Origin of the sequence: Plantibacter sp. MPB07 (assembly GCF_046619465.1) — a bacterium.
Classification (GTDB): Bacteria; Actinomycetota; Actinomycetes; order Actinomycetales; family Microbacteriaceae; genus Plantibacter; species Plantibacter auratus.
The window spans coordinates 1,045,672-1,068,930 of the sequence record NZ_CP177043.1 but is presented as its reverse complement, the minus strand read 5'-3'; the positions used below and the strand labels follow the sequence as shown (position 1 = coordinate 1,068,930).

The window sequence follows — 23,259 nt, the reverse complement described above, 5'->3', positions numbered from 1 at the left end:
GACCGGTCGCAGGTCGGTCAGCGCCACCCGTACCGCGAACGGAGCCCGGCGGCGACGCGGTCGAAGCGATCACGCGGGACCTGAGTCGCCGCCCGTCGCATCCCGTCGGGGTGCACGCGGAAGACGCGGTCGAGGTTCGCCCAACTCGGACGGCCGGCACTGTTCCATCCTCCGGTGCCGAGCGGCACGAACTCACCGTCCTGCGAATGATCCTTGCTCGTCAGCTGCACCGCCAGCACCCAGCCTCCGGTCGAGCGCGCCACGATGAGCACCGGACGGTCCTTGCCACGTCCGTCGCGCTCCTCGTACGGCACCCAGGTCCAGACGATCTCGCCGGGGTCGGGGTCGCCGTCGACGGCCGGGGCGTAGTCGATGGACACGGCGCCGACCGCCCGCGGATCGACCTCGACCGTCGCCGTCCGGCCTGAGCGTCCGGGTGAAGCGGCGGTGGTGGTCGGTGGCGTCGCGAGGCCCGCGGTGCGCACCGCACTGGAGGCGGCGCGGGTGGAGGGGCCCAGGAGTGCGTTCGCGACGCGGCGGATGATCGAGGTGAAGGTTGACACGCCGTCACCCTACCGTCCGCGGCTGCCACCCCAGGAAACGACGGACGGGCGCCGCCCTGGTGGACGACGCCCGTTCGGCGAAGCAGAGGCGGTCGAGGTCAGTCGACGAGGGCGTACCCCTCTTCGCCGTGCACGGAGGTGTCGACGCCGGCGATCTCGTCCTCGTTCTTGACGCGGAAGCCGATCGTCTTCTCGATCGCGAAGCCGATGACGAAGGCCACGATGAAGGAGTAGACGAGGACGGCGAAGGCGGCGATGGCCTGGACCGCGAGCTGCTCGATGCCGCCGCCGACGAAGAGGCCGGTCTCGGTCGCGAAGAAGCCGAGGTATAGGGTGCCGATGAGGCCACCGACGAGGTGGATGCCCACGACGTCGAGGGAGTCGTCGAAGCCGAGCTTGAACTTCAGCTCGACGGCGATGGCGCAGACGGCGCCGGCCACGATGCCGAGGAGCAGCGCCCAACCCGGAGTCAGGTTCGCACACGCCGGGGTGATGGCGACGAGACCAGCGACGGCACCGGAGGCGGCGCCCACCGAGGTCGCCTTGCCGTCCTTGAACTTCTCGACGACGATCCAGCCGATGATGGCGGCAGCGGTGGCCCCGACGGTGTTGACGACGATGAGTCCGACGTTCGCGAGCTCGTTCAGCCACTCGGCGCCGGCGTTGAAGCCGAACCAGCCGAACCACAGGATGGCGGCTCCGAGGAGGGTGAGCGGCACGTTGTGCGGCTTCGTGATGCCCTTCTGGAAGCCGATGCGCTTGCCGAGCACCAGGGCGAGGGCGAGTGCTGCGGCTCCGGCGTTGATGTGCACCGCGGTTCCACCCGCGTAGTCGATGACGCCGATGCCGGCATCCTCACCGAACAGCGTGGTGCCGAGGTTCATGATCCAGCCGCCGCCCCAGACCCACGCGGCGATCGGGAAGTACGCGATGGTCGCGAAGAGGCCGGCGAAGATCATCCAGGAGCCGAACTTCGCGCGGTCGGCGATGGCGCCGGAGATCAGCGCGATCGTGATGATCGCGAAGGTGGCGCCATAGGTCGCCCCCACCAGGTCGGTGTTCGCGGTTTCGCCGCTCGCGAGGGCGGTCATCCCGAAGTCGGAGAACGGGTTGCCTGCGAACTCCAGCGGGCTGCCGACGGCCGACATGTTGAAGCCGTAGAGGATCCACAGCACGCTGATCAGGCCCAGTGCGCCGAAGCTCATCATCATCATGCTGACGACGCTCTTCGCCTTCACGAGGCCGCCGTAGAAGAATGCGACGCCGGGGGTCATGAACAGCACCAGAGCGGTTGCCGTGACTCCCCAAGCGATACTGCCTGTATCCATTGGATCTTCCTCACACATCGTGGTCTTGCAACGGGTGCCCGAGATGGTGAGGACTGGCTGAGCTCGGTCTCGCCGTCCGACTCGGTGCAGCGACCAGTCTGCGGAACGGAGGTTTCCGCACGACTGTCAGCGTGTTTCCGATGTGTTACGCGAGTGCCGCCCAGGTAAACAGCGTGTTTCGTGACCCGGTGCGACGGGTCAGTCCATCGAGGTGAGGGCGATCATGCGCGACATCGCGCGCAGGTACTTCTTGCGGTATCCACCGTTGAGCATGTCTCCGCCGAACACCTCGTCGAGGGCCGTGCCGGTCGTGACCACGGGGATCTGTGCGTCGTACACCCGGTCGATGAACGCGACGAGCCGGAGCGCCTGGCCCTGGTCGGTCAACTCGTGGACATCGCGGAGCGCGATCAGGTCGACGCCGTCGAGGAGTCCGATGAACCGTGAAGGGTGGACGGCGGCGAGGTGGGTGATGAGACCGTCGAAGGTGTCGACCGTGACGTCACGGTCGGCGGCCGCCGCCTCCGCGGTGCGGGCGTCGAACCGCTCCTCGGAGCTCACCACGGCGTGTCCCTCGATGCTGCGGCGGCGGTAGTCGGTGCCGTCGATGCGGAGGGTCTCGAAGTTGGCGCTCATGGCCTGGATCTCGCGGAGGAAGTCGGCTGCGGCGAAGCGGCCCTCCCCCAAGGCGTTCGGCGGCGTGTTGGAGGTCGCGGCGATCCTCGTCCCGGTCGCGACGAGTTCCCCGAGCAGTCGGGTCATGACCATCGTGTCCCCCGGGTCGTCGAGCTCGAACTCGTCGATGCAGATGAGCGTCGCGCCCGTCAGCTGCGCGACCGCCGCCGCGTAGCCGAGCGCACCGACGAGGGCCGTGTACTCGATGAAGGTGCCGAAGTACTTCTTCCGACCGGGTGCATCGTGCCAGAGCGCCGCGAGGAGGTGCGTCTTGCCGACGCCGAAGCCACCGTCCAGGTAGATGCCCGGCTTGGCCGCCGGTGCCTTGGGCTTCCGCCGTCCGAAGAAGCCGCCACCGCCACCAGCCTGGGGCGCGAAGAAGCCGCGGAGCTTCTCGACCGCGGCCGCCTGGCCCGGGAAGTCGGGATCCGGACGGTACGAGTCGAAGCTCGCCTGCTCGAACTGCCGGGGTGGCGTCAGGCTCGCGACGATCTCGGCACCACTGACCGTGGGGACACGGTCGGTGAGGCTGCGGAATCCGGTCGGGACGGAAGGCGTGGTCACGGCAAACCTCTGGCTCTGCATGGGTGCTGGGGTTACGGCGTCTGACGCATCGGTGCGGTTCGGTGGTGCGGACGGCGTACTGTCGAAGGGACAGGCTTCCAGCCTAGATGCACGACACCCGAGCCCCACCGCAGCCAGCTGCACGACCGGAGGTACCCATGACCGTCGACGCCGATTCGACCTCGACCAAGTTCACCGCCTACGCCCACCCCGAGCGCCTCGTCACGGCGGAGTGGCTCGAAGCGCACCTGGGTGAACCCGGTCTCGTCGTCGTCGAGTCCGATGAGGACGTCCTCCTCTACGAGACCGGCCACATCCCCGGCTCGGTGAAAGTCGACTGGCACACCGACCTCAACGACCCGGTCGAGCGCGACTACATCGACGGAGCCGCCTTCGCCGCACTGCTCGGATCCAAGGGGATCTCGCGAGGGGACACCGTCGTCATCTACGGCGACAAGAACAACTGGTGGGCCGCCTACGCCCTGTGGGTCTTCAGCCTCTTCGGACACGAGGACGTCCGGCTGCTCGACGGTGGACGCGACAAGTGGATCGCGGACGGCCGGGCGATCACCCGCGATGCCACGGAGCGCGAAGCCGTCGAGTACCCCGTGGTGGAGCGCGACGACTCGGCCCTCCGCGCCTACAAGGACGACGTGCTCGCCCACCTCGGCAAGCCGCTCATCGACGTCCGCTCCCCCGAGGAGTACAGCGGTGAACGCACCACGGCGCCCGCCTACCCCGAAGAGGGTGCGCTCCGCGCCGGTCACATCCCGAGTGCGCAGAGCGTCCCGTGGGGCAAGGCGGTCGCCGACGACGGCACCTTCCGGCCGGCCGAGGAGCTGGACGCGATCTACCGCGACGGCGCAGGCCTCGCCGAGGGCGACGAGGTGATCGCCTACTGCCGCATCGGCGAGCGGTCGAGCCACACGTGGTTCGTCCTGCAGCACCTGCTCGGGTTCGACAACGTCCGCAACTACGACGGGTCCTGGACGGAATGGGGTAGCGCCGTGCGCGTGCCGATCGTCCAGGGTGCCGAGCCGGGCGACGCACCGACGCGCTGAACTCGTCCACCCACCGCCCTTCCGCACGGCTGCACTGTGCGGGAGGGCGGTCCGCTGTTCCTGGCTGCGATACTGGAGTGACCATGACCGATTCCCTCCTCGCCCCGAACCTCGCCGAGATCCGAGATGAGTTCCTCGCCGTCGAGGAACGCTCACGGCTGCAGCTGCTCCTCGAATTCAGCGACGAGCTGCCGGACCTCCCGGAGCGCTACCGCGACCACCCCGATCTGATGGAGCGGGTGCTCGAGTGCCAAGCGCCCGTGTTCTTCTTCGTCGAGGTCGACGAGGACGGCATCGTGCACCTGTTCGCGACGGCCCCCGAGGAAGCGCCGACCACTCGTGGGTTCGCGAGCATCCTCGTCCAGGGGCTCGCCGGACTCACCGTCGACGAGGTGCTCGCCGTCCCCGACGACTTCCCGCAGATGATCGGACTCTCCCGAGCGGTGTCGCCACTGCGACTGCGTGGGATGTCGGCGCTGCTCGGCCGGACGAAGCGCCGCCTCCGCGAACTCGCCTGAGTCGTCGGCTCGTCGGTCAGTGCCCGGGCGGTAGCGGCACGAGCTCGTCGAGCCAGTCCGAGACCGCGGCGGTCCAACGCTCCGGGTCGTAGTTCCAGAGCTTCGTGTGACGGGCGACGGTGAACGGGACGAACGTCACGATGTCCGGTCGTGCGAGGGCGAGCGCCCGCGACGGCCCTGCCGGGACGTAGCCGTCGTCGTCACTGTGCATCAGCAGGATCGGCAAGGCGAGGTCGGCGGCGTTGGCGACGTAGTCGAGCCGACCGAGGTCGATGCTCGTCGCCTGCCCGGTCAGAAGGCGTCCCCACCGGCGGCTGATGGCGAGCAGGGCGACCCGACCGACCACGCTCGGGATCCGGTTCTCGCGGGCCTGGTGCTGCAGGACGTCCACCCAGTCGATGACCGGCGAATCGAGCGCGACGGCGCGGAGGAGTTCGGGGTGCGTCGTCCGCCGTGAGGCCTGGAGCACGATCGCTCCGCCCATGGACCAGCCCATGAGTACGACGTCGGCGGCGCCCTGTTCACGCACCCAGCCGATCGCGGCGTCCACGTCGCGCCACTCCTCGTCGCCGAGCGCGTAGCGGAAGTCCAGCGCGGGCGGAGCGTCGCCGTCGTTGCGGTAGGAGACGAGCAGGCACGAGTATCCGGCGTTGCGGAAGCTCGGCACCGCTCGGAGCGCCTCGGATCGCGTGGTCCCCCGGCCGTGCACCAGGACGGCCCAGCGGGTGGACGGTCCGTCCTCCGGGTGGATCGCCCACGCCGGCGCCGGCCCGAGTGGGGTCGGTACGAGCACGTCCTCGTGGGCGAGGCCCAGCTCCTCCGGGCGGCGGAAGAACCAGCCGCTGAACTCGGCCTCCTGGCCGACGCGGAGTGCGTCGACGTCGCCGCCGAGGAGGGTCCGGACCACGGTGTGCTGCCGTACCTCGAGGATGTCGCCCAGCTGCACGTACGCGGCACGTCTCGTCACCCAGCTGCCGTAGCGGCCGGGGACGATCGTGTCCGGGGACGCGACGAGTTCGACCGTCCCGCCGGCACGGTCCAACCCGACGATGCGAGCCTCACTCGGGCGGTCCCGAGCCGGGACCACCACCTTGCGGGCGATGGTCGCGACGACGGCGAGCCCGAGGGCGCCCACGGCGGCAGCGGCTCCACCGGCGATGACGATCGCATCCGTCGCCGAACCCCGCCGTCGGATGCCGGTGCTCGCCGCTCCTCGACCGCCTGCCTGCGACCCGGGTCCGCGTCTCCGCCCGGCGTGCCTCTGCCCATTCATCGGGATGTAACTCTAGTCTTCACTCGTGGTAGAGAGTCCGACGACGGCAAAGGTTCCCGAAGAGTTCGCCCGAGCGGTGGACGCTGTTCGCGCTGCAGCCGTCCGGCCCGATCTGAGAGTCACGGAGATCCCCGCGCCGAGCAATCTCGCGCCGTTCGCCATCGCCCTCGCGGCCGACGTCTCACCGAGTCGCCACGATGCCGACTCCGACCTCGGTACGGGGCGGTTCGTCCTCCTCTACGACCCGGACGGCTCTGACGCCTGGGGTGGACGCTTCCGCGTCGTCTGCTTCGCCCAGGCCCCCCTGGAGACCGAGATCGGACTCGACCCGTTCCTTGCCGAGGTCGCCTGGTCCTGGCTCGTGGACGCCCTCGACACCCGCGGCGCCTCCTACCAGGCGGCGTCCGGCACCGCGACGAAGATCATCTCGAGTGGTTTCGGGGAGCTCGCCCGGCAGGGCGACGGCGCACAGATCGAGCTTCGAGCGTCGTGGACACCGCTGGAGAGCGACGTCGCGGCGCACGTGGAAGGATGGGGAGAGCTGCTGTGCATGCTCGCCGGCTTGCCTCCGACCACCGAAGGGGTCTCCCTGTTGTCCGTCAAACGAGCTCACCGTGAGTGACGCGGCGCCTGAATCAGCACCGCTCCTCCCCCCGCCCGCGCCCACCGCACCGCGGGTCGTCACCGACACCCGCGAGGCCTACCTCGCCTCACTCGAGGTACTCGCCGCGGGTCACGGACCGTTCGCGCTCGACGCCGAACGCGCGTCGGGTTACCGGTACTCCCAGCGGGCCTACCTCATCCAGGTCTACCGTCGCGGTGCCGGGGTCTTCCTCTACGACCCGCCCGCCATCGGCTCCATGGCCGAACTCGGCGCCCTGATCCAGGGTGAACGCTCGATCCTGCACGCGGCCAGCCAGGACCTCGCCTGCCTCCGCGAGGTGGGCGTCGACCCGAGCGAGCTCTTCGACACCGAGCTGGGGGCCCGTCTGCTCGGGCTGCCGCGTGTCGGGCTCGGCGCAGTGGTCGAGGAACTGTTGGGCATCCATCTGGCGAAAGAGCACTCCGCCGCCGACTGGTCGACCCGCCCGCTCCCCGCCTCCTGGCTCGAATACGCGGCGCTCGACGTCGAGCTGCTCGTCGACGCCGCGGAGGAGCTGGCAGCCCGCATCGAGGACGCCGGGAAGAGCGACATCGCGCGCCAGGAGTTCCAGGCGACGCTCGCCCGAGAGGCGAAGGCACCCCGCGCCGAGCCCTGGCGCCGCCTCTCCGGACTCCACGCCGTGCGCGGACAACGCAACCTCGCCGTCGCTCGCGAGCTCTGGGTCGCGCGCGACGAACTCGCGCAGCGCCGCGACACCGCCCCCGGGCGGCTCATCCCCGACGCCTCGATCACCGCGGCCGCGAAGGCCAACCCCACCTCGAAGCGCGACCTCGCAGCGCTCTCGGACTTCCGTGGGCGCGCGAGCCGCACCGAACTCGACCTCTGGTGGAACGCGATCCACACCGGCCAGACCACCGAGGACCTCCCCGGTGCCCGACCGGCGAGCGACACGCTGCCACCCCCGCGCAGCTGGTCCGACAAGAACCCGGACGCGCACGCCAGGTACACCGCGGCACGGACGAAGATCCTCGCGACGGCGGAGTTCCTGACGATGCCGGTCGAGAACCTGCTCACGCCGGAGACGCTGCGCCGACTGGCCTGGACGCCGCCCGAACCGCTCACCGTCGAGACGGTCGCCGCGGCACTCGCCGAGCACGAGGCACGCCCCTGGCAGATCGACGCGACCGCCCGGGCGATCACCGACGCCTTTGTCGAGTCGGCCCAATCCCCGGTGGAGCCTGACCCGGACGCTTCGTAGGAAGCGCTGCACCCGGGTGTCCACCCGTGTCTGCCGCCTAGGATCGGGGCGTACCCCGAGAATGAGGAGGCAACGTGGCCGAACAAGCCGACGTCGTATTCGTTGATGGAGTCCGGACACCGTTCGGACGAGCCGGCGAAAAGGGCATGTATTGGAACACCCGGGCTGACGACCTGATCGTCAAGGCGATCATCGGACTGCTCGAACGTCATCCTGGTCTGCCGCTCGACCGCATCGACGAGGTCGCCATCGCGGCGACGACCCAGCAGGGCGACCAGGGGCTCACGCTCGGCCGCACCGCCGCGCTGCTCGCCGGCCTCCCGAAGTCCGTCCCCGGATTCGCGATCGACCGCATGTGCGCCGGAGCGATGACCTCGGTCACGACGCTTGGCAGCGGCATCGCATTCGGTGCCTACGACCTCGTCCTCGCCGGTGGCGTCGAGCACATGGGACGTCACCCCATGGGGCTGGACGCCGACCCGAACCCGCGGTTCCTCGCCGAGCGCCTCGTCAGTGAGGACGCGCTGAACATGGGCAAGACGGCCGAGCGCATCCACGACCGGTTCCCGCAGCTCACGAAGGAACGCTCCGACCGCTTCGGCATGCGCAGCCAGCAGAAGGTCGCGGCCGCCTACGAGGCCGGACGGATCCAGCCCGACCTCGTCCCGGTCGCGCTCCGGAGCGACAGCGGATGGGGACTCGCCACCGGCGACGAAGGGCTCCGGCCCGAGACCACGATGGAGGGGCTCGCCGGACTGAAGACGCCGTTCCGGCCCCACGGCCGTGTCACCGCAGGCAATGCCTCGCCGCTGACCGACGGCGCCACGGTGAGTCTGCTCGCCAGTGCCTCGACGGCGAAGGAGCTCGGTCTCACGCCGAAGATGCGCCTCGTCAGCTTCGCGTTCGCGGGCGTCGAGCCCGAGATCATGGGCATCGGTCCCGTCCCCTCCACGGAGAAGGCTCTGCGGAAGGCCGGTCTGTCGATCGAGGACATCGGTCTGTTCGAACTGAACGAGGCCTTCGCCGTCCAGGTGCTCTCCTTCCTCGACCACTTCGGCATCGACGACGAGGACCCGCGGGTGAACCCGTGGGGTGGCGCGATCGCCGTCGGGCACCCGCTCGCAGCCTCCGGCGTCCGACTCATGATCCAGCTCGCGGCGCAGTTCGCCGAGCACCCCGAGGTGCGCTACGGCCTCACGGCGATGTGCGTCGGCCTCGGCCAGGGCGGCACCGTGATCTGGGAGAACCCGTACTTCACCGGCAAGAAGGGACGCAAGTAGATGACCGACTACACGACCATCGACTTCTCGGAACTCGTCGCGATCAGCGGCGACGACGAGGTCGTGACGCGCTCCTTCGTCAAGGACGTCACCATGGCGAGCGGACGCACGATCGCGCTCATCACCCTCGACAACGGACGCGACCACACGAGGCCGAACACGCTCGGCCCGGTCACGCTGCTCGAGCTCGACGGCGTCCTCGAGGCGCAACGGACCCGTGCCGCATCCGGCGAGATCGACGGCGTCGCCATCACGGGCAAGCCGTTCATCCTGGCGGCCGGCGCCGATCTGAGCAAGGTCGGCGACATCCCGTCCAGTGAGGTCGCGACCAAGCTCGCGCAGCTCGGCCACCATGTCTTCGGCAAGCTCGAGGACCTCGGCGTACCGACCTTCGTCTTCATCAACGGACTCGCGCTCGGTGGCGGACTCGAGATCGGCCTCAACGCGAACTACCGGACCGTCGACGCCTCGGCGCCAGCGATCGCGCTCCCCGAGGTGTTCCTCGGACTCATCCCGGGCTGGGGCGGCGCCTACCTGCTCCCGAACCTGATCGGCATCGAGAACGCACTCAACGTCGTCATCTCCAACCCGCTCAAGAACAACCGGATGCTCAAGGCGCAGGACGCGCTCGCCTACGGCATCGCGGACGTCATGTTCCCCGCCGCCAACTTCCTCGAGGACTCGTTGCGCTGGGCCGACGGGGTGCTCGGTGGCACCGTGACCGTGCAGCGCAAGAACGTGCCGGGCAAGGTGGAGCGGACGATCAAGTGGCCGCTCGCGATCAGCACCGCCCGCAAGATGCTCGAGAGCAAGATCGGCACGGTCGCGAAGTCGCCCTACGCAGCCCTCGACCTGCTCGAGGCCGCCCGCAGCGGCACGAAGGCACAGGGGTTCGAGCGGGAGGACCGGGCGCTGTCCGAGCTCATCGTCGGCGACCAGTTCCATGCGAGCATGTACGCGTTCGATCTCGTGCAGAAGCGCGCCAAGCGCCCTGCAGGAGCGCCCGACAAGCAGCTCGCCCGTCGGGTCACCAAGGTCGGCATCATCGGGGCCGGGCTCATGGCGAGCCAGTTCGCGCTGCTCTTCCTCCGGCGACTCCAGGTGCCGGTGGTCATCACCGACCTCGACCAGGGCCACGTCGACGCCGGCGTCGCCCGGATCCACGGCGAGATCGACACCCTCCGCGGGAAGGGGCGCATCTCCCCCGACGAGTCGAACCGCCTGAAGGCGCTCCTGTCCGGCACCACGGACAAGGCCGACTTCGCGGACTGCGACTGGGTCATCGAGGCCGTCTTCGAAGAGGTCGGCGTCAAGCAGAGCGTCTTCGCCGAGGTCGAGCAGTACGTCTCGGAGCAGGCAGTCCTCGCGACGAACACCTCCTCGCTCTCCGTCGAGGAGATCGGGGCGAAGCTCGCGCACCCCGAGCGGCTCGTCGGCTTCCACTTCTTCAATCCGGTCGCCGTCATGCCGTTGCTCGAGGTCGTCCGCACACCCCAGACGGACGACGAGACGCTCGCGACGGCCTTCGCCACCGCGGCGAAGCTGAAGAAGAGCGCCATCCTCACCGCCGACGCTCCCGGCTTCATCGTCAACCGACTCCTGGCGAAGGTCATGGGTGAGGCGGCGCACGCCCTGGACGCCGGCACCCCGCTGCTGACGGTCGAACGTGCCTTCGCGCCCATCGGCCTGCCGATGACGCCCTTCCAGCTCATCGACCTCGTCGGTTGGAAGGTCGCCGCGCACGTGCAGGACACGATGGTCGGGAAGTTCCCCGACCGGTTCTTCGCGTCGGAGAACCTCCACCGGCTCGCCGGCCTGGACTCGGTGGTCGAGAAGGACAAGGGCGGCAAGGTGACCGGCTTCACGAAGCAGGCCCAGAAGGTGCTCGTCACCGGCGACAGCCCGCTCAGCGAGGACGAGATACTGCGACGGGTCGAGGACGGCCTCGCCTCGGAGATCAAGCTCATGTTGGACGAGGGCGTCGTCTCGGCCGCCCAGGACATCGACCTCGGGCTCATCCTCGGTGCGGGTTGGCCGTTCCAGGACGGCGGAGCGACGCCGTACCTGGACCGCGTCGGTGCGAGCGAGCGTGCCTTCGGCGACACCTTCCACCACCCGCCCATCCGGGGCGTCCAGGCGTAGTCCGCGCGGTGTCGCGAGAGCGGGGTGTCCTCCACCATCGGTGGACGGCACCCCGCTCTCGTGGTTGAGCCTCGAGCGACGCCGGCCCTCAGCGCATGCCGGAGCTCAGCGGTTGACGGTGCTCATGTCCGGATACCGGTCGCCGGCCGGGAGACGGAGTGCGTCGAGTCGAGCGAGCGCGTCGGCCGACAGGGAGAGCCCGTCGGCGCCGAGGTTCTCCTCGAGGTACGGGATCCGCTTCGTGCCGGGGATCGGCGCGATGTCGTCGCCCTGGGCCAGCAACCAGGCGAGCGCCACCTGGGCCGGTGTCGCATCGAGCGACGCGGCGATCCGGTCGACCTCTTCGACGATCGCGATGTTCGCAGCGAGGTTGTCCCCCGTGAAGCGCGGGTTGGCGCGACGGAAGTCGGTTTCGTCGAGCACGTCGAGCGATCGGATCGTGCCGGTGAGGAACCCACGACCGAGCGGCGAGTACGGGACGAAGCCGATGCCCAATTCACGGACGGTCGGCAGGATCTCCGCCTCGGGGTCGCGGCTCCAGAGCGAGTACTCCGTCTGCAGAGCCGTGACCGGGTGCACGGCGTGTGCACGCCGGATCGTCTCCGGAGCCGCCTCCGACAGACCGATGTACCGGATCTTGCCCTCGGTGACGAGCTCCGACAGTGCACCCACCGTCTCCTCGATGGGCACGCCCGGATCCACGCGGTGGAGGTAGTAGAGGTCCACGACGTCGGTCCCGAGCCGGCGCAGCGATCCCTCGATCGACAGGCGCACGTTCGCGGCGCTGCCATCGGCGCCGAACTGTCCGTCACTGGAATTGCGGATCGTCCCGAACTTGGTCGCGAGGGTCACCTCGTCCCGGCGTGACCCGAGTGCAGCGCCGAGCAGTTCCTCGTTGAGGTAGGGACCGTACATCTCAGCGGTGTCGAAGAAGGTGACGCCGAGGTCCAGGGCACGGTGGATCGTCGCGGTCGACGCCGCATCGTCGAGGGCGGCACCGGTGTAGAACGCCGACATCCCCATGCAGCCGAGGCCGATCCGGGCGATGTCTGGTCCGGCTGTGCCGAGTGTGATGTGCTTCATCGTGTTGCCACCTGTTCTGTGTAGAGTTCGATCTTGCGATCGATGACCTCCAGCGACTGCTGCATCTCCTCGAGGCGGGCCAGGAACGAGATCCGATGCCGCAGCAGCAGCTCGAGCCTCGCCTCGGCGGTGTCGTCACCGCGCTGAGCCAACTCCGTGTACTCGCGGAGCGTCGCGATCGGCATGCCCGTCGATCGGAGCCTCGTCAGGAACACGACCCAGGACACGTCGCCCTCGCTGTAGCGGCGGTGCGTCGATGAGCTGCGGCCGATCGGACGTGGCATGAGCCCTGCGCGCTCGTAGTAGCGGAGCGTGTGGACGCTCAGTCCGGTTTGTTCGGCGACGTCGGAGATGGCGTAGCCCTCGTGGAGAGTGGTCATGTCCACACGATACGACTTCGAGTGCACTCGAAGTCAAGCGCGTCACAGCCCGCGGTCAGGCGCCGTGCGGCCTCGTCGTGCTCCGCTCCGAAGACGTGTCCTGCTCGACGCGGTCGTCAGGCAGTGGGCGGGCGACGGGGATCCGGCTGCCGAGGACCTGTGCCACGACGTCGCGGGCGATCTGCTGCGCTGTGAGGCCCGCATCCTCGAGGATCTGCTCGCGGGACGCGTGGTCGATGAACTCGTCCGGCACGCCGAGCTCGTCGACGGCCGTGTCGACGCCGGCCTCGCGGAGGGTCTGCCTGATGCGGGTGCCGATACCTCCGACGCGGATGCCGTCCTCGATGGTGATCACGAGCCGATGCGCCGCGGCGAGCTCGACGAGCGATTCGGCGACGGGGACCACCCAGCGGGGGTCGACGACGGTCGCGCCGATGCCCTGCTGGGCGAGTCGGTCCGCCACGTCGATCGCGATGGGCGCCATCGGGCCGACGGCGACGATGAGGACGTCCGGCTGTTCGGTCGTCCGGAGGACGTCGACACCGTCGTGGAGACGTTCGACGGCCGGGAGCTCGGCGGGGGCGCTGCCCTTCGGGAACCGGATGACGGTCGGGGCGTCGTCGATCGACACGGCCTCGCGCAGTTCCTCGCGCAGCCGCTCACCATCGCGCGGCGCCGCGATCCGGATACCCGGGACGACCTGCAGGATCGCGAGGTCCCAGATGCCGTGGTGGCTCGGTCCGTCGGGGCCGGTCACGCCGGCGCGGTCGAGGACGACCGTGACCCCCGCGCGGTGCAGCGCGACGTCCATGAGCAGTTGGTCGAAGGCACGGTTCACGAACGTCGCGTACACGGCCACCACCGGGTGCAGCCCACCGAAGGCGAGCCCGGCCGCCGAGGTGAAGGCGTGCTGCTCGGCGATACCGACGTCGTGCACGCGCTCGGGGAAGCGTTCGGCGAAGGCATGGAGCCCGACCGGTCGCAGCATGGCGGCGGTGATGGCGACGACGCGGTCGTCGGCCTCGGCCACCGCGAGCATCTCTTCGCTGAACACGGCCGTCCAGGACGGGCGGGCGGCCGCCCCGACGGGCTCCCCGGTCTCGGGGTCGATCACCCCGACGGCATGGAACTGATCGGCGTCGTCGTCCCGTGCCGGCTGGAACCCACGACCCTTCTCGGTGATCGCGTGGACGATCACCGGTGCGCCGTAGTGCTTCGCCTGGGTCAGGGCCTCCTCCATCGCGTGGATGTCGTGTCCGTCGACCGGCCCGATGTACTTGATGTCGAGGTTGGAGTAGAGCGCCTCGTTGTTCGTGAGGCGGGACAGGAACCCGTGGGCGCCTCCGCGGACGCCCCGATAGAGCGCGCGTCCCGGACCGCCGAGGAGGTTGAAGGCCCGCTGGCTGCGCTCGCGCAGGTCGCGATAGCTCCGGCGGGTCCGCACACCGCTCAGGAACCGCGCCATACCGCCGATGGTCGGCGCGTAGGACCGGCCGTTGTCGTTGACGATGATGACGAGCCGGCGGGTGTTGTCGTCGCTGATGTTGTTGAGCGCCTCCCACGTCATGCCGCCCGTCAGCGCACCGTCGCCGACGACCGCGACCACATGGCGCTCGTCCTGCCCGGTCATCTGGAAGGCGCGGGAGATGCCGTCCGCCCAGCTGAGCGAGCTCGAGGCGTGCGAACTCTCGACGATGTCGTGCTCGGATTCTGCACGCTGCGGGTAGCCGGCGAGACCGCCCCGGGTCCGGAGCCCGCTGAACTCCTGACGGCCGGTCAGGAGCTTGTGCACGTAGGACTGGTGACCGGTGTCGAACACCATCGGATCCGTCGGGGAGTCGAACACCCGGTGCATCGCGATGGTGAGTTCGACGACGCCGAGGTTCGGACCGAGGTGTCCGCCGGTCTTGGAGACGTTGGCGATGAGGAAGGCGCGGATGTCGCCGGCGAGTTCGACGAGTTCCGCCTCGGAGAGGCCGTCGAGGTCCCGGGGTCCGTTCACCTGATCGAGCACTGTCATGCTGTCGTCCCTCCACCGTGGGCCGACCGATCGCTCGGAGCCCGTCTTTCGAGTGTACGCGTCGTGGGCGGGGTGGGCGGCGAACGCCGCAGGCCGGCCCCGACGGTTGCTGTCGGGACCGGCCTGGTGGTAGAGCCTCGTCGTCAGACGAGGCTGCGGAGCACGTACTGCAGGATGCCGCCGTTGCGGTAGTAGTCGGCTTCACCGGGCGTGTCGATGCGGACGACCGCGTCGAACTCGACCGGCTCCTTGCCGGGAGCCGAGTGCTCGCTCGGGACGGCGCTCACGCGGACCGTCTTCGGCGTGGTGCCGTTGTTGAGCTCCTCGAGACCGGCGATCGACACGATCTCCGTGCCGTCGAGTCCGAGCGAGGCCCAGCTCTCGCCTTCCGGGAACTGCAGCGGGACGACGCCCATACCGATGAGGTTCGAGCGGTGGATGCGCTCGAAGCTCTCGGTGATGACCGCCTTGACGCCGAGGAGGCTCGTGCCCTTGGCCGCCCAGTCGCGGGAGGAACCGGAGCCGTACTCCTTGCCACCGAAGATGACGAGGGGCGTGCCCTCGGCCTGGTAGTTCTGCGACGCGTCGTAGATGAACGACTGCGGTGCGTCGGCCTGCGTGAAGTCGCGGGTGTAGCCGCCCTCCACGCCGTCGAGCAGCTGGTTCTTCAGGCGGATGTTCGCGAACGTGCCGCGGATCATGACCTCGTGGTTGCCGCGGCGCGAGCCGTAGGAGTTGTAGTCCTTACGACCGACGCCGTGCTCGTCGAGGTACCGGCCTGCGGGCGAGTCGGCCTTGATGTTGCCGGCCGGGCTGATGTGGTCGGTCGTGACCGAGTCGCCGAGCTTCGCGAGGACGCGGGCACCGACGATGTCGGAGACGGGGGTCGTCTCCATGGTCATCCCGTCGAAGTACGGGGGCTTCCGCACGTACGTCGACTCCTCGTCCCACTCGAAGGTCGAGCCCTCGGGGGTCTGGAGCGAACGCCAGCGCTCGTCGCCGTCGAAGACGCCGCTGTACTCGTGGTCGAACATCTCCTTGTTGATGGAGGTGTCGATCGTGTCCTGGACCTCTGCCGCGTCGGGCCAGATGTCCTTCAGGAAGATGTCGTTGCCGTCGGCGTCGACACCCAGGGCGTCGACCTCGAAGTCGAAGTTCATCGACCCCGCGAGGGCGTAGGCGATGACGAGCGGCGGGCTCGCCAGGTAGTTCATCTTGACGTCCGGGTTGATCCGGCCCTCGAAGTTGCGGTTGCCCGAGAGGACGGCGGTGACGGCGAGGTCGTTGTCCTGGACGGCGGTCGAGATCTCGTCGAGCAGCGGACCGGAGTTGCCGATGCAGGTCGTGCAGCCGTAGCCGACCGTGTAGAAGCCGAGGTCTTCGAGGTACTCGGTGAGACCGGCCTTCGCGTAGTAGTCGGTGACGACCTTGGAACCCGGAGCGAGCGTGGTCTTGACCCACGGCTTCGCCTTCAGGCCCTTCTTGCTGGCGTTCCGGGCCAGGAGGCCTGCGGCCAGCATGACCGACGGGTTCGAGGTGTTGGTGCACGAGGTGATCGCGGCGATCGCGACGGCGCCGTGGTCGAGGGTGAAGTCGACCCCGTTCTCCTCGAGGGTGACCTGGGTCGGCTTCGAGAGGGATGCCGGAGCGTGGCTGCGGTGCGTGTGGTGGTGGTGGTTGTTCTCGTCCTCGTCCTGCGGCGTGGTGCCGGCCGGGTCGGAGGCGGGGAAGGAACCGGCGCCGACGAGGTCGACGATGTCGTGCTCGACCGTGGCGTAGTCGACGAGGTCGCGCTCGAACTGGGCCTTCGCGTCCGTCAGTTCGATGCGGTCCTGTGGGCGCTTCGGGCCGGCGATCGACGGGACGACGGTGGCGAGGTCGAGCTCGAGGTACTCGCTGAAGACCGGCTCCTGGTCGGCGTCGTGCCACAGCTTCTGGGTCTTGGCGTAGGCCTCGACCAGTGCGATCTGCTCGTCGCTGCGACCAGTGAGGCGCAGGTAGTCGAGCGTGACGTCGTCGATCGGGAACATGGCGGCCGTCGAGCCGAACTCGGGGCTCATGTTGCCGATGGTGGCACGGTTCGCGAGCGGCACCTCGGCGACGCCTGCTCCGTAGAACTCGACGAACTTGCCGACGACCCCGTGCTTGCGGAGCATCTGGGTGATGGTGAGGACGACGTCCGTCGCCGTGACACCCGTCGGGATGGAGCCGTTCAGCTTGAAGCCGACGACCTTCGGGATGAGCATCGAGACGGGCTGGCCGAGCATGGCGGCCTCCGCCTCGATACCGCCGACGCCCCAGCCGAGCACGCCCAGGCCGTTGACCATGGTCGTGTGCGAGTCGGTGCCGACACAGGTGTCGGGATAGGCGCGCAGGACGCCGCCGACCTCGCGCGTCATGGTGACGCGGGCGAGGTACTCGATGTTGACCTGGTGCACGATGCCGGTTCCCGGCGGGACGACCTTGAAGTCGTCGAACGCCGTCTGGCCCCAGCGGAGGAACTGGTACCGCTCGCCGTTGCGCTCGTACTCGAGCTCGACGTTGCGCTCGAGCGCGTTCTCGCTGCCGAAGAGATCGGCGATGACCGAGTGGTCGATGACCATCTCGGCCGGGGCGAGCGGGTTGATCTTGTCGGCGGAGCCGCCGAGTGCCTCGACCGCTTCGCGCATGGTGGCGAGGTCGACGATGCACGGCACGCCGGTGAAGTCCTGCATGACGACGCGAGCCGGGGTGAACTGGATCTCGGTGTCGGGGTCCGCGGTCGGAACCCAGTCGCCGATCGCGCGGATGTGTGCCTCGGTGATGTTGGCACCGTCCTCGGTGCGCAGTAGGTTCTCGAGGAGTACCTTGAGGCTGAACGGCAGCTTCTCGTGACCCTCCACCGTGTCGATGCGATAGATCTCGTAGTCGGTCGTCCCGACAGTCAGGGTGTCTTTCGCCCCGAAGCTGTTCACGGTGGACATATCGTCTTCTCCTTCGTTGGCGGCGGCGAGTGCTCACTCACGTGCGTTCCGACCAATCTTGCTGCTGGCGGGTGCTCCGCGGCTAGCAAGGCTTGCCTAACTACAGGCTGGGGCGCGTCGTGTCATCTCGGCATCGCTCATCTATCTTGATGTCGAGACAATTCTAGCATCGAGGATCGGGTCCTCCCGACATGACGAGAGCCCGGCCCGAGACACGCTGACGCGTCGGGCCGGGCTCTCGGCGGATCACTCGGTGGATGCCTGCGGCGCCTTCGGGAACACGGCGCGGACGACGAGCCAGCTGAGGACGAGCAGTGGTGCGTAGAGCGGGATGCCCATGAGGAGCCGGAGCGTCCCGAGGAGTTCGACGTTCCCACTGAAATAGAGGGGCAGCTGCACGAGGAGTCGTGCGGCGAACATGGCCACCCACACCAGCGTGAGCCACCGCATGGCGCGTCGTTGTCCGGGGTGGGAGCGCCAGCTCGTGCCGCTGCCCATGAGGTAGCCGGCCACGAGTCCGACGACGGGCCACCCGACGAGCACTGAGACGAGGAGGGCCACGGCGTAGGCGCCGTTGGTCCAGAACCCGACGACGTAGAAGTCCTCAGCGCGCCCGGACAGCAGGGCCAGGGCTGCTGAGAGTGCGATGCCGAGGAGGCCGCCGACGGCCTGTGTCACCGGCTGCCGCTGCACGAGGCGTGCAATGGAGAAGAGGACCCCGAGTGCGACCGGAGCGATGATCGACGGGAACAGGTCGAGGGTCAGCGTGTAGACGACGAGGAACAGGAGTCCTGGCAGGATCGCCTCGACGATGCCGCGCACGCCGCCCATGGCGAGCAGCAACGCTTTGCCGGTGGGGGCGTCGCCCTCGGCCATCGCGCCCAGACCGGACTTGCGTGCGGCGGCACCGAACGCAGCGGACATCGATTCACCGAGCCGCTGCCGATCCGCATCTCCCGTGGCATCAGGGGAACCCGACGCGTCACGGCGATCGACCGGGTCGACTCCGCGGGGCTCCGGTTCTCGTGCGTCCGTCATCGACTACGCGCTCGTGGCGGTCGGCATACGCAGCGGGATGAGGTCGCGCGGCGGCATGGGCGAGTTGCCCCGGACGACGACGAGGCTGCGGAAGAGGTCGTCCACGAGCGCTGCGGCGTCCGGCTTCGACGCACCCTCCCCCGCGACGACGCCGCGGAGGAACCAGCGCGGACCGTCGACGCCGATGAAGCGTGCCAGGTGGGTCGCGTCGGTGCCTGCGGCACCACCGGTCGGCACCTCGGCGACGAGCTCCGGGCCGAACTCGCCCTCGCGCTCGGTCACGGTGCCGCCCTGCTGGGCGATCTGCTCGGCGATCTGCGACCGGGTCTCGTTCCACAGGCCGGTCGACCGCGGCGCGGCGAACGGCTGGACCTGCAGGGTGGAACCGGCGTAGTCGAGACCGACCGCGACGACCCGCTTCGTCGCCTCCTCCACCTCGAGGCGGAGGTTCAGTCCTTCGCGAGGCAGCACCTTGACGCCACCGAGGTCGATGTAGGGGCGGACGGGGTTCGCCTCGCTCTCGTCGAACGGGCCGGCGGTCTCGCGGTCCTCGGGTGCGGACTTCGCGTCGTCGGGCAGCTCCGCGTCGAGGTCGAGGTCTGGGAGGTCTTCGAGTTCGCTCATGCGAGGGTTCCTGTCTGCGCGGCACCGTCGGTGCTGATGGTTGGGTCGGTGGCGGCCGATGTCGTGGCGAGCGAGCCGACGCCGGTCGAACCGAAGCCTCCTGCTCCTCGAGCACTGCCTGGCAATCGCTCCACCGGGATGAAGTTGGCCCGGGACACCGGCATCACGATGAGCTGGGCGATGCGGTCGCCCGGCTCGACGGTGAAGGAGGTGTGACGGTCGGTGTTGAGTAGCGTGACCTTGATCTCGCCGCGATACCCGGCGTCGACCGTGCCCGGCGAGTTGACGACGGTGATGCCGTGTTTCGCTGCGAGCCCGCTTCGCGGGACGACGAACGCGGCATGGCCGTCGGGCAGAGCGATCGAGACGCCGGTGCCGACGAGCGCACGCTCACCCGGTTCGAGCACGACGTGCTCGGCGGACACGAGATCCGCACCCGCATCGCCGGGGTGTGCATAGCCGGGCAGATCCGGCGCGATAATGAGTACGTCAACGCTTTCGGTCACGAATCGAGGGTAGTGCAGTTCTCTGAGACAAGGCAGACATGCAGCCGTACCGTGAAACCCTCTGGCCCAGCCCCTGGGTCATCATCGCCCTCGCCCTCGTGGTGCCGGCGACCATGCTCGTCCTCGCGCCCGTTTCGCTTGCGGCGGGGATCGTCGGGGCGGTGGTGCTGTACGGCGGGTGCCTTGCGCTGGCGTTCGGGACGGCGCCGAGGATCCAGGTCTCCGAGTCGAGCCTGTCGGTCGGGAAGGCGTCGATCCCGCTCGGGTTCATCGGTGAGGTCGTGGTGTACACCGGGACGGACGCGACCGCTCAGCTCCGCACCAAGCTCGATGCACGCGCCTGGCTCATGATCCGCGGGTGGGTGCACAGCCTCGTGAAGGTGGAGATCGTCGACCCCGCCGACCCGACGCCGTACTGGCTGCTGTCGTCCCGTCGGCCGCAGGCCCTGGCGGATGCGATCGCCGCCGCACGCACGCACGCCTGAGGCGGACACAGTCTGGATCGGTCTCCGATTGAAGCCGCAACGACGGAACCCCTCCGGATCGTGATCCGGAGGGGTTCCGTGTGCCGCTCGCGCGGCGGTGCTGTCAGGCTGCGCACTCCGCGCAGATCGGGCCGAACTTGCCCTCGTGGTCGAGCTGCGAGCGGTGCTTCACGAGGAAGCACTCCATGCAGGTGAACTCGTCCGCCTGGGGCGGGAGCACGACGACGTCGAGGTCGAGGTCGGAGAGGTCGGATCCACCCAGGTTGTAGTCACCCGGGTTGTCAGCGTCTTCGGAGTCGACGACTCCGGACAGCTTGTCTGGAACGCGCTCCTTCAGGGCCTCGATCGACTCGGAATCGTCGTCGGTCTTGCGGGGAGCGTCGTAATCAGTTGCCATGCCTATCCACTTCTCGATGCCGTCGGAACAAAATCGGCGGGCACAGTTTGCATCAGTTCCGCATGAATTGCAAACCGTGTTCGGGAGGGTATGCGGAACCTTCCCGTGCAACTGACGGCACGCCCGGCGTATTCCGCGAATACGCCCGTGATCCGTGAGAACGTGGGTCAATCACGTGGCACGCTGAGAGGCATTCATCATGCAGGAATTGAAGGTAGTCGGAGCGGAGCTCGGCGCTCTGATCGTTGCAGATCGGAACGAGGAGGAATACCGCCTCATCGTCGACGATTCGTTCCACGTCCACCTGCGGCGGGCGAAGCCGGCCGGTGCGCCGATCGGTGGGAACACCAAGATCTCTCCGAGGGAAGTGCAGGCGCACATCCGCAGCGGGCTCTCCGCCGAGGACGTCGCAGCGGTCACCGGCGCCTCACTGGAGTACGTGCAGCGGTTCGAGGGTCCGGTGATGGCGGAGCGCGAGCACATCGTCGGCACGGCCCTGGGCGTCGCCGTCCTGCCGACGACGGACACGTCGGCCGACGACATCGAAGCCACCTTCGGGAACGTCATCCGGGCTCGACTCGAGAAGCTCGGCGCGACCGACGAACGGTGGACGAGCTGGAAGGAGCCTGAGGGTGGCTGGATCGTCAAGCTGTCCTTCACGGCCGACCAGGTCGACCACGACGCCCGCTGGGCGTTCGAGCCGAAGAAGCTCGCCCTCACGCCCATCGGCAGTGAGGCCACGACCCTCTCGCGTCAGGGCGACCTGCCGGCCGCGCTGATCCCCCGCTTGCGTGCTGTCGACACCGACGACTCCCCCGACACCTCACGCTTCGACAGCGGCGCGTTCTCCCTGGACCGCGTGTCGACGCCGCAGCAGAGCGAGACCGACCGTCCCGCCGAGACGCGTCCGATCGAGCCGTTGCCGTTCGCGGCCGACACGGGCTTCGGCCGTGCACCGTCCTCGAAGGCTGCGACGCAGGCCGCGATCAACCGTGAGGCCTCGAGCCCCGAGCAGCACAACCAGACCGCCGACTTGCTCGAGGCGCTCCGCAAGCGCCGTGGCGAGCGGGAGTCCGCCCCCAGCGAACCCGAACCTGCCGAGCGCCCCAGTGCGCCGCACGCCGTCCCGGATCAGCAGACCCCGCTGGCGGTGTTCGACACCGGTGAGTTCGAGGCCGCGCAGCAGCGACGCGCGGGCGATGCCGAGTCCTCCGATGGCGGCACGCCGTCCGGAGCCAAGGCGCGCCGCGGCCGGGCGTCGATGCCGTCCTGGGACGAGATCGTGTTCGGTGCGAAGTCCGACGACGACCCGGTCTGATCGGTCAGGGCCTCAGGGCTCGTAACGACCGAGGCCGAGGAGTGGTATCCGGCGTTCGTCGTCGGTGAGCGATCCGTGCTGTCCGATCATGCCCCTCGCGCTCTGATCGGCGGGACGTGAGTCGTAGTAGGCGATGCGCTTCCGGGCTGCGACGATGACGTCGCCGATCCGTGGCAGCACCCCAGGGTCGACCTCGCCGTACCAGCCGTGGTCGACCGCCTGCTCGCGTGTCGCGATCCAGGCGCGGCCGCCCTCTTCGGCTCGCCAGGCCTCAGCCAGGCGATCCCGATCCGCCGGGCCTGCATCGGCGTCCATATAGAGGTGAAGGCATCGCGGCTCCCCGCCGATGTGGCGGACGCCGGCGACCAGCTCGGGCACCTGGTCGAAGAGTACATGTTGATGGGGTGCGACGTCGATCACCCCGTGGTCGGCGGTGATGAGCGCGCCGGTCGACGCGGGCAGTCGCGACGACCACCGCTTGAGATCGCCGTCGAGCTCCTCGAGGAGCGCCGTCCAGCGTCCCGACTCCCACCCGTACTCGTGCGCCGCCTGATCGAGCTCGGGGACGTACACGTAGCTGAGTGTGGGTCCGGCGGTCGTGGACACGATCTCTCGGGCCGCGTCGAGGCGGTCCGCCATCGAGCGTCCGGCCCGGTAGTCCGCCCCTCGGAGCACGGCTCGGGTGAAGCCCGAATTGCGGTACCGTTCCTGACCGATCACCGTCGTGGTGACGCCCTCGCCTCTCGCTCGCTCGAACACGGTCGGGAGGCGCTGCCAGGTCTCGGGCACCATGCCGGCGTCCCAGCCGCTGAGTTGGTTCACGACCCGGTCCCCCGCCACGTCCCGTGCTCGGTAGCTGACGAGGCCGTGCCGACCCGGCAAGGCCCCGGTGGTCAGCGTCGCGATCCCGGCCGCGGTCGTCGACGGGAACGCCGACGTCGTGGTGGAGCGCGGGCCGAGGCGCGGCGCGAGGAACCGAGCGTGGGCGGCGGCTCCGCGGAGGTTCGCGGCGCCGAGGCCGTCGACGAGGACGACGACGGCATGGTCGGCCGCGGGCAGCGATCCACCGCCCACCGTCAGGGATGCGAGGCAATCCGGGAGGACACCGGCAAGGCTGCGTGACTCCGGATCGACCGTCGGTAGCATGGTGGTCATCGGGCTCAGTCTCGCACACCGCGC

The 23,259-nt window shown here is 69.0% G+C and carries 21 protein-coding genes; 8 read left to right on the top strand and 13 right to left on the bottom strand.

Translation table 11 applies throughout. The features are described from left to right. Positions 1–17: 17 nt before the first annotated feature. The 3 genes from ACLIME_RS05015 to zapE form a co-directional block, all read right to left on the bottom strand. On the bottom strand, positions 18–563 hold the full coding sequence (locus ACLIME_RS05015) for a type II toxin-antitoxin system PemK/MazF family toxin (protein ID WP_411558351.1): 546 nt from the start codon (positions 561–563) through the stop codon (positions 18–20). A gap of 98 nt (positions 564–661) precedes the next feature. Then, a complete protein-coding gene (locus ACLIME_RS05010) occupies positions 662–1,891 on the bottom strand; it encodes an ammonium transporter (RefSeq protein WP_064293796.1) in 1,230 nt (409 codons plus the stop codon). 198 nt (positions 1,892–2,089) lie between these two features. After that, positions 2,090–3,151: a cell division protein ZapE gene (gene zapE / locus ACLIME_RS05005; protein ID WP_079705894.1), complete on the bottom strand. Its 1,062-nt coding sequence runs from the start codon at positions 3,149–3,151 to the stop codon at positions 2,090–2,092. Positions 3,152–3,288: 137 nt separating this feature from the next. Here zapE and ACLIME_RS05000 point away from each other — a divergent pair, with 137 nt between their 5' ends. Beyond that, positions 3,289–4,191, top strand: a complete 903-nt coding sequence (locus ACLIME_RS05000; protein WP_411558350.1) for a sulfurtransferase — start codon at positions 3,289–3,291, stop codon at positions 4,189–4,191. An 83-nt stretch (positions 4,192–4,274) separates the two neighbouring features. After that, positions 4,275–4,709 carry a SufE family protein gene (locus ACLIME_RS04995; RefSeq protein ID WP_071260092.1) on the top strand — a complete coding sequence of 145 codons (435 nt, stop codon included), beginning with the start codon at positions 4,275–4,277 and terminating at the stop codon, positions 4,707–4,709. A 16-nt stretch (positions 4,710–4,725) separates the two neighbouring features. Here the strand turns inward: ACLIME_RS04995 and ACLIME_RS04990 are convergent, their stop codons facing one another. After that, positions 4,726–5,982, bottom strand: a complete 1,257-nt coding sequence (locus tag ACLIME_RS04990; protein WP_079705892.1) for an alpha/beta hydrolase family protein — start codon at positions 5,980–5,982, stop codon at positions 4,726–4,728. 25 nt (positions 5,983–6,007) lie between these two features. Here ACLIME_RS04990 and ACLIME_RS04985 point away from each other — a divergent pair, with 25 nt between their 5' ends. From ACLIME_RS04985 to ACLIME_RS04970, 4 genes are all read left to right on the top strand, one after another. Continuing rightward, a complete protein-coding gene (locus ACLIME_RS04985; RefSeq protein ID WP_079002473.1) occupies positions 6,008–6,604 on the top strand; it encodes a DUF3000 domain-containing protein in 597 nt (198 codons plus the stop codon). Beyond that, entirely contained in the window at positions 6,597–7,844 is a 1,248-nt protein-coding gene (locus ACLIME_RS04980) for an HRDC domain-containing protein (RefSeq protein ID WP_338000152.1), read from the top strand. The genes ACLIME_RS04985 and ACLIME_RS04980 overlap by 8 nt, the downstream gene beginning before the upstream one ends. A gap of 74 nt (positions 7,845–7,918) precedes the next feature. Next, positions 7,919–9,124 (top strand): thiolase family protein, encoded by a 1,206-nt coding sequence (locus ACLIME_RS04975; protein WP_064293790.1) that lies wholly within the window; start codon positions 7,919–7,921, stop codon positions 9,122–9,124. Next, positions 9,125–11,266, top strand: coding sequence for a 3-hydroxyacyl-CoA dehydrogenase NAD-binding domain-containing protein (locus ACLIME_RS04970; protein ID WP_411558349.1), 2,142 nt, complete (start codon positions 9,125–9,127; stop codon positions 11,264–11,266). A gap of 105 nt (positions 11,267–11,371) precedes the next feature. On the opposite strand, the gene ACLIME_RS04965 is transcribed toward ACLIME_RS04970, so the two are convergent. The 7 genes from ACLIME_RS04965 to dut all read right to left on the bottom strand — a co-directional run bounded on the left by ACLIME_RS04965 (position 11,372) and on the right by dut (position 19,880). Further along, positions 11,372–12,349, bottom strand: coding sequence for an aldo/keto reductase (locus ACLIME_RS04965; RefSeq protein WP_411558348.1), 978 nt, complete (start codon positions 12,347–12,349; stop codon positions 11,372–11,374). After that, complete coding sequence (locus ACLIME_RS04960) at positions 12,346–12,729, bottom strand: MerR family transcriptional regulator (protein ID WP_079706306.1); 384 nt, start codon at positions 12,727–12,729, stop codon at positions 12,346–12,348. The genes ACLIME_RS04965 and ACLIME_RS04960 overlap by 4 nt, the downstream gene beginning before the upstream one ends. A 55-nt stretch (positions 12,730–12,784) precedes the next feature. Beyond that, entirely contained in the window at positions 12,785–14,749 is a 1,965-nt protein-coding gene (dxs, locus tag ACLIME_RS04955) for a 1-deoxy-D-xylulose-5-phosphate synthase (RefSeq protein WP_411558347.1), read from the bottom strand. 143 nt (positions 14,750–14,892) lie between these two features. Beyond that, the gene (locus ACLIME_RS04950) at positions 14,893–17,712 is read right to left on the bottom strand and encodes an aconitate hydratase (protein WP_124769307.1); all 2,820 of its coding nucleotides are present in this window, start codon (positions 17,710–17,712) and stop codon (positions 14,893–14,895) included. Positions 17,713–17,958: 246 nt separating this feature from the next. Further along, positions 17,959–18,636 (bottom strand): DUF3159 domain-containing protein, encoded by a 678-nt coding sequence (locus tag ACLIME_RS04945; RefSeq protein WP_411558346.1) that lies wholly within the window; start codon positions 18,634–18,636, stop codon positions 17,959–17,961. Positions 18,637–18,753: 117 nt separating this feature from the next. Continuing rightward, on the bottom strand, positions 18,754–19,374 hold the full coding sequence (locus ACLIME_RS04940; RefSeq protein ID WP_086473327.1) for a DUF3710 domain-containing protein: 621 nt from the start codon (positions 19,372–19,374) through the stop codon (positions 18,754–18,756). After that, a complete protein-coding gene (dut, locus tag ACLIME_RS04935) occupies positions 19,371–19,880 on the bottom strand; it encodes a dUTP diphosphatase (RefSeq protein ID WP_411558345.1) in 510 nt (169 codons plus the stop codon). Before dut ends, ACLIME_RS04940 begins: the two co-directional genes overlap by 4 nt. Before the next feature lie 38 nt (positions 19,881–19,918). Here dut and ACLIME_RS04930 point away from each other — a divergent pair, with 38 nt between their 5' ends. Next, positions 19,919–20,365, top strand: a complete 447-nt coding sequence (locus tag ACLIME_RS04930; protein WP_079705884.1) for a DUF3093 domain-containing protein — start codon at positions 19,919–19,921, stop codon at positions 20,363–20,365. A 103-nt stretch (positions 20,366–20,468) separates the two neighbouring features. Here ACLIME_RS04930 and ACLIME_RS04925 read toward each other — a convergent pair whose 3' ends face one another. Next, complete coding sequence (locus tag ACLIME_RS04925) at positions 20,469–20,762, bottom strand: DUF4193 domain-containing protein (RefSeq protein WP_056005937.1); 294 nt, start codon at positions 20,760–20,762, stop codon at positions 20,469–20,471. A gap of 199 nt (positions 20,763–20,961) precedes the next feature. Between ACLIME_RS04925 and sepH the strand changes: the two genes are divergently transcribed. Then, positions 20,962–22,080 (top strand): septation protein SepH, encoded by a 1,119-nt coding sequence (gene sepH / locus ACLIME_RS04920; RefSeq protein WP_138947033.1) that lies wholly within the window; start codon positions 20,962–20,964, stop codon positions 22,078–22,080. A gap of 12 nt (positions 22,081–22,092) precedes the next feature. Here sepH and ACLIME_RS04915 read toward each other — a convergent pair whose 3' ends face one another. Continuing rightward, entirely contained in the window at positions 22,093–23,235 is a 1,143-nt protein-coding gene (locus ACLIME_RS04915) for an alkaline phosphatase family protein (protein ID WP_411558344.1), read from the bottom strand. Between the last annotated feature and the right edge of the window lie 24 nt (positions 23,236–23,259).

Bases quoted from the DNA above. Each gene is read 5' to 3' on its own strand.
- ACLIME_RS04930 (WP_079705884.1), top strand. From the start codon at position 19,919: ATGCAGCCGTACCGTGAAACCCTCTGGCCCAGCCCCTGGGTCATCATC.
- ACLIME_RS04945 (WP_411558346.1), bottom strand. From the start codon at position 18,636: ATGTCCGCTGCGTTCGGTGCCGCCGCACGCAAGTCCGGTCTGGGCGCG.
- sepH (WP_138947033.1), top strand. From the start codon at position 20,962: ATGCAGGAATTGAAGGTAGTCGGAGCGGAGCTCGGCGCTCTGATCGTT.
- ACLIME_RS04965 (WP_411558348.1), bottom strand. From the start codon at position 12,349: ATGAAGCACATCACACTCGGCACAGCCGGACCAGACATCGCCCGGATC.
- ACLIME_RS04950 (WP_124769307.1), bottom strand. From the start codon at position 17,712: ATGTCCACCGTGAACAGCTTCGGGGCGAAAGACACCCTGACTGTCGGG.
- ACLIME_RS05000 (WP_411558350.1), top strand. From the start codon at position 3,289: ATGACCGTCGACGCCGATTCGACCTCGACCAAGTTCACCGCCTACGCC.
- ACLIME_RS04915 (WP_411558344.1), bottom strand. From the start codon at position 23,235: ATGACCACCATGCTACCGACGGTCGATCCGGAGTCACGCAGCCTTGCC.
- ACLIME_RS05010 (WP_064293796.1), bottom strand. From the start codon at position 1,891: ATGGATACAGGCAGTATCGCTTGGGGAGTCACGGCAACCGCTCTGGTG.
- ACLIME_RS04960 (WP_079706306.1), bottom strand. From the start codon at position 12,729: ATGACCACTCTCCACGAGGGCTACGCCATCTCCGACGTCGCCGAACAA.
- ACLIME_RS04970 (WP_411558349.1), top strand. From the start codon at position 9,125: ATGACCGACTACACGACCATCGACTTCTCGGAACTCGTCGCGATCAGC.
- ACLIME_RS04940 (WP_086473327.1), bottom strand. From the start codon at position 19,374: ATGAGCGAACTCGAAGACCTCCCAGACCTCGACCTCGACGCGGAGCTG.
- ACLIME_RS04995 (WP_071260092.1), top strand. From the start codon at position 4,275: ATGACCGATTCCCTCCTCGCCCCGAACCTCGCCGAGATCCGAGATGAG.
- dxs (WP_411558347.1), bottom strand. From the start codon at position 14,749: ATGACAGTGCTCGATCAGGTGAACGGACCCCGGGACCTCGACGGCCTC.
- ACLIME_RS04990 (WP_079705892.1), bottom strand. From the start codon at position 5,982: ATGAATGGGCAGAGGCACGCCGGGCGGAGACGCGGACCCGGGTCGCAG.
- ACLIME_RS04925 (WP_056005937.1), bottom strand. From the start codon at position 20,762: ATGGCAACTGATTACGACGCTCCCCGCAAGACCGACGACGATTCCGAG.
- zapE (WP_079705894.1), bottom strand. From the start codon at position 3,151: ATGCAGAGCCAGAGGTTTGCCGTGACCACGCCTTCCGTCCCGACCGGA.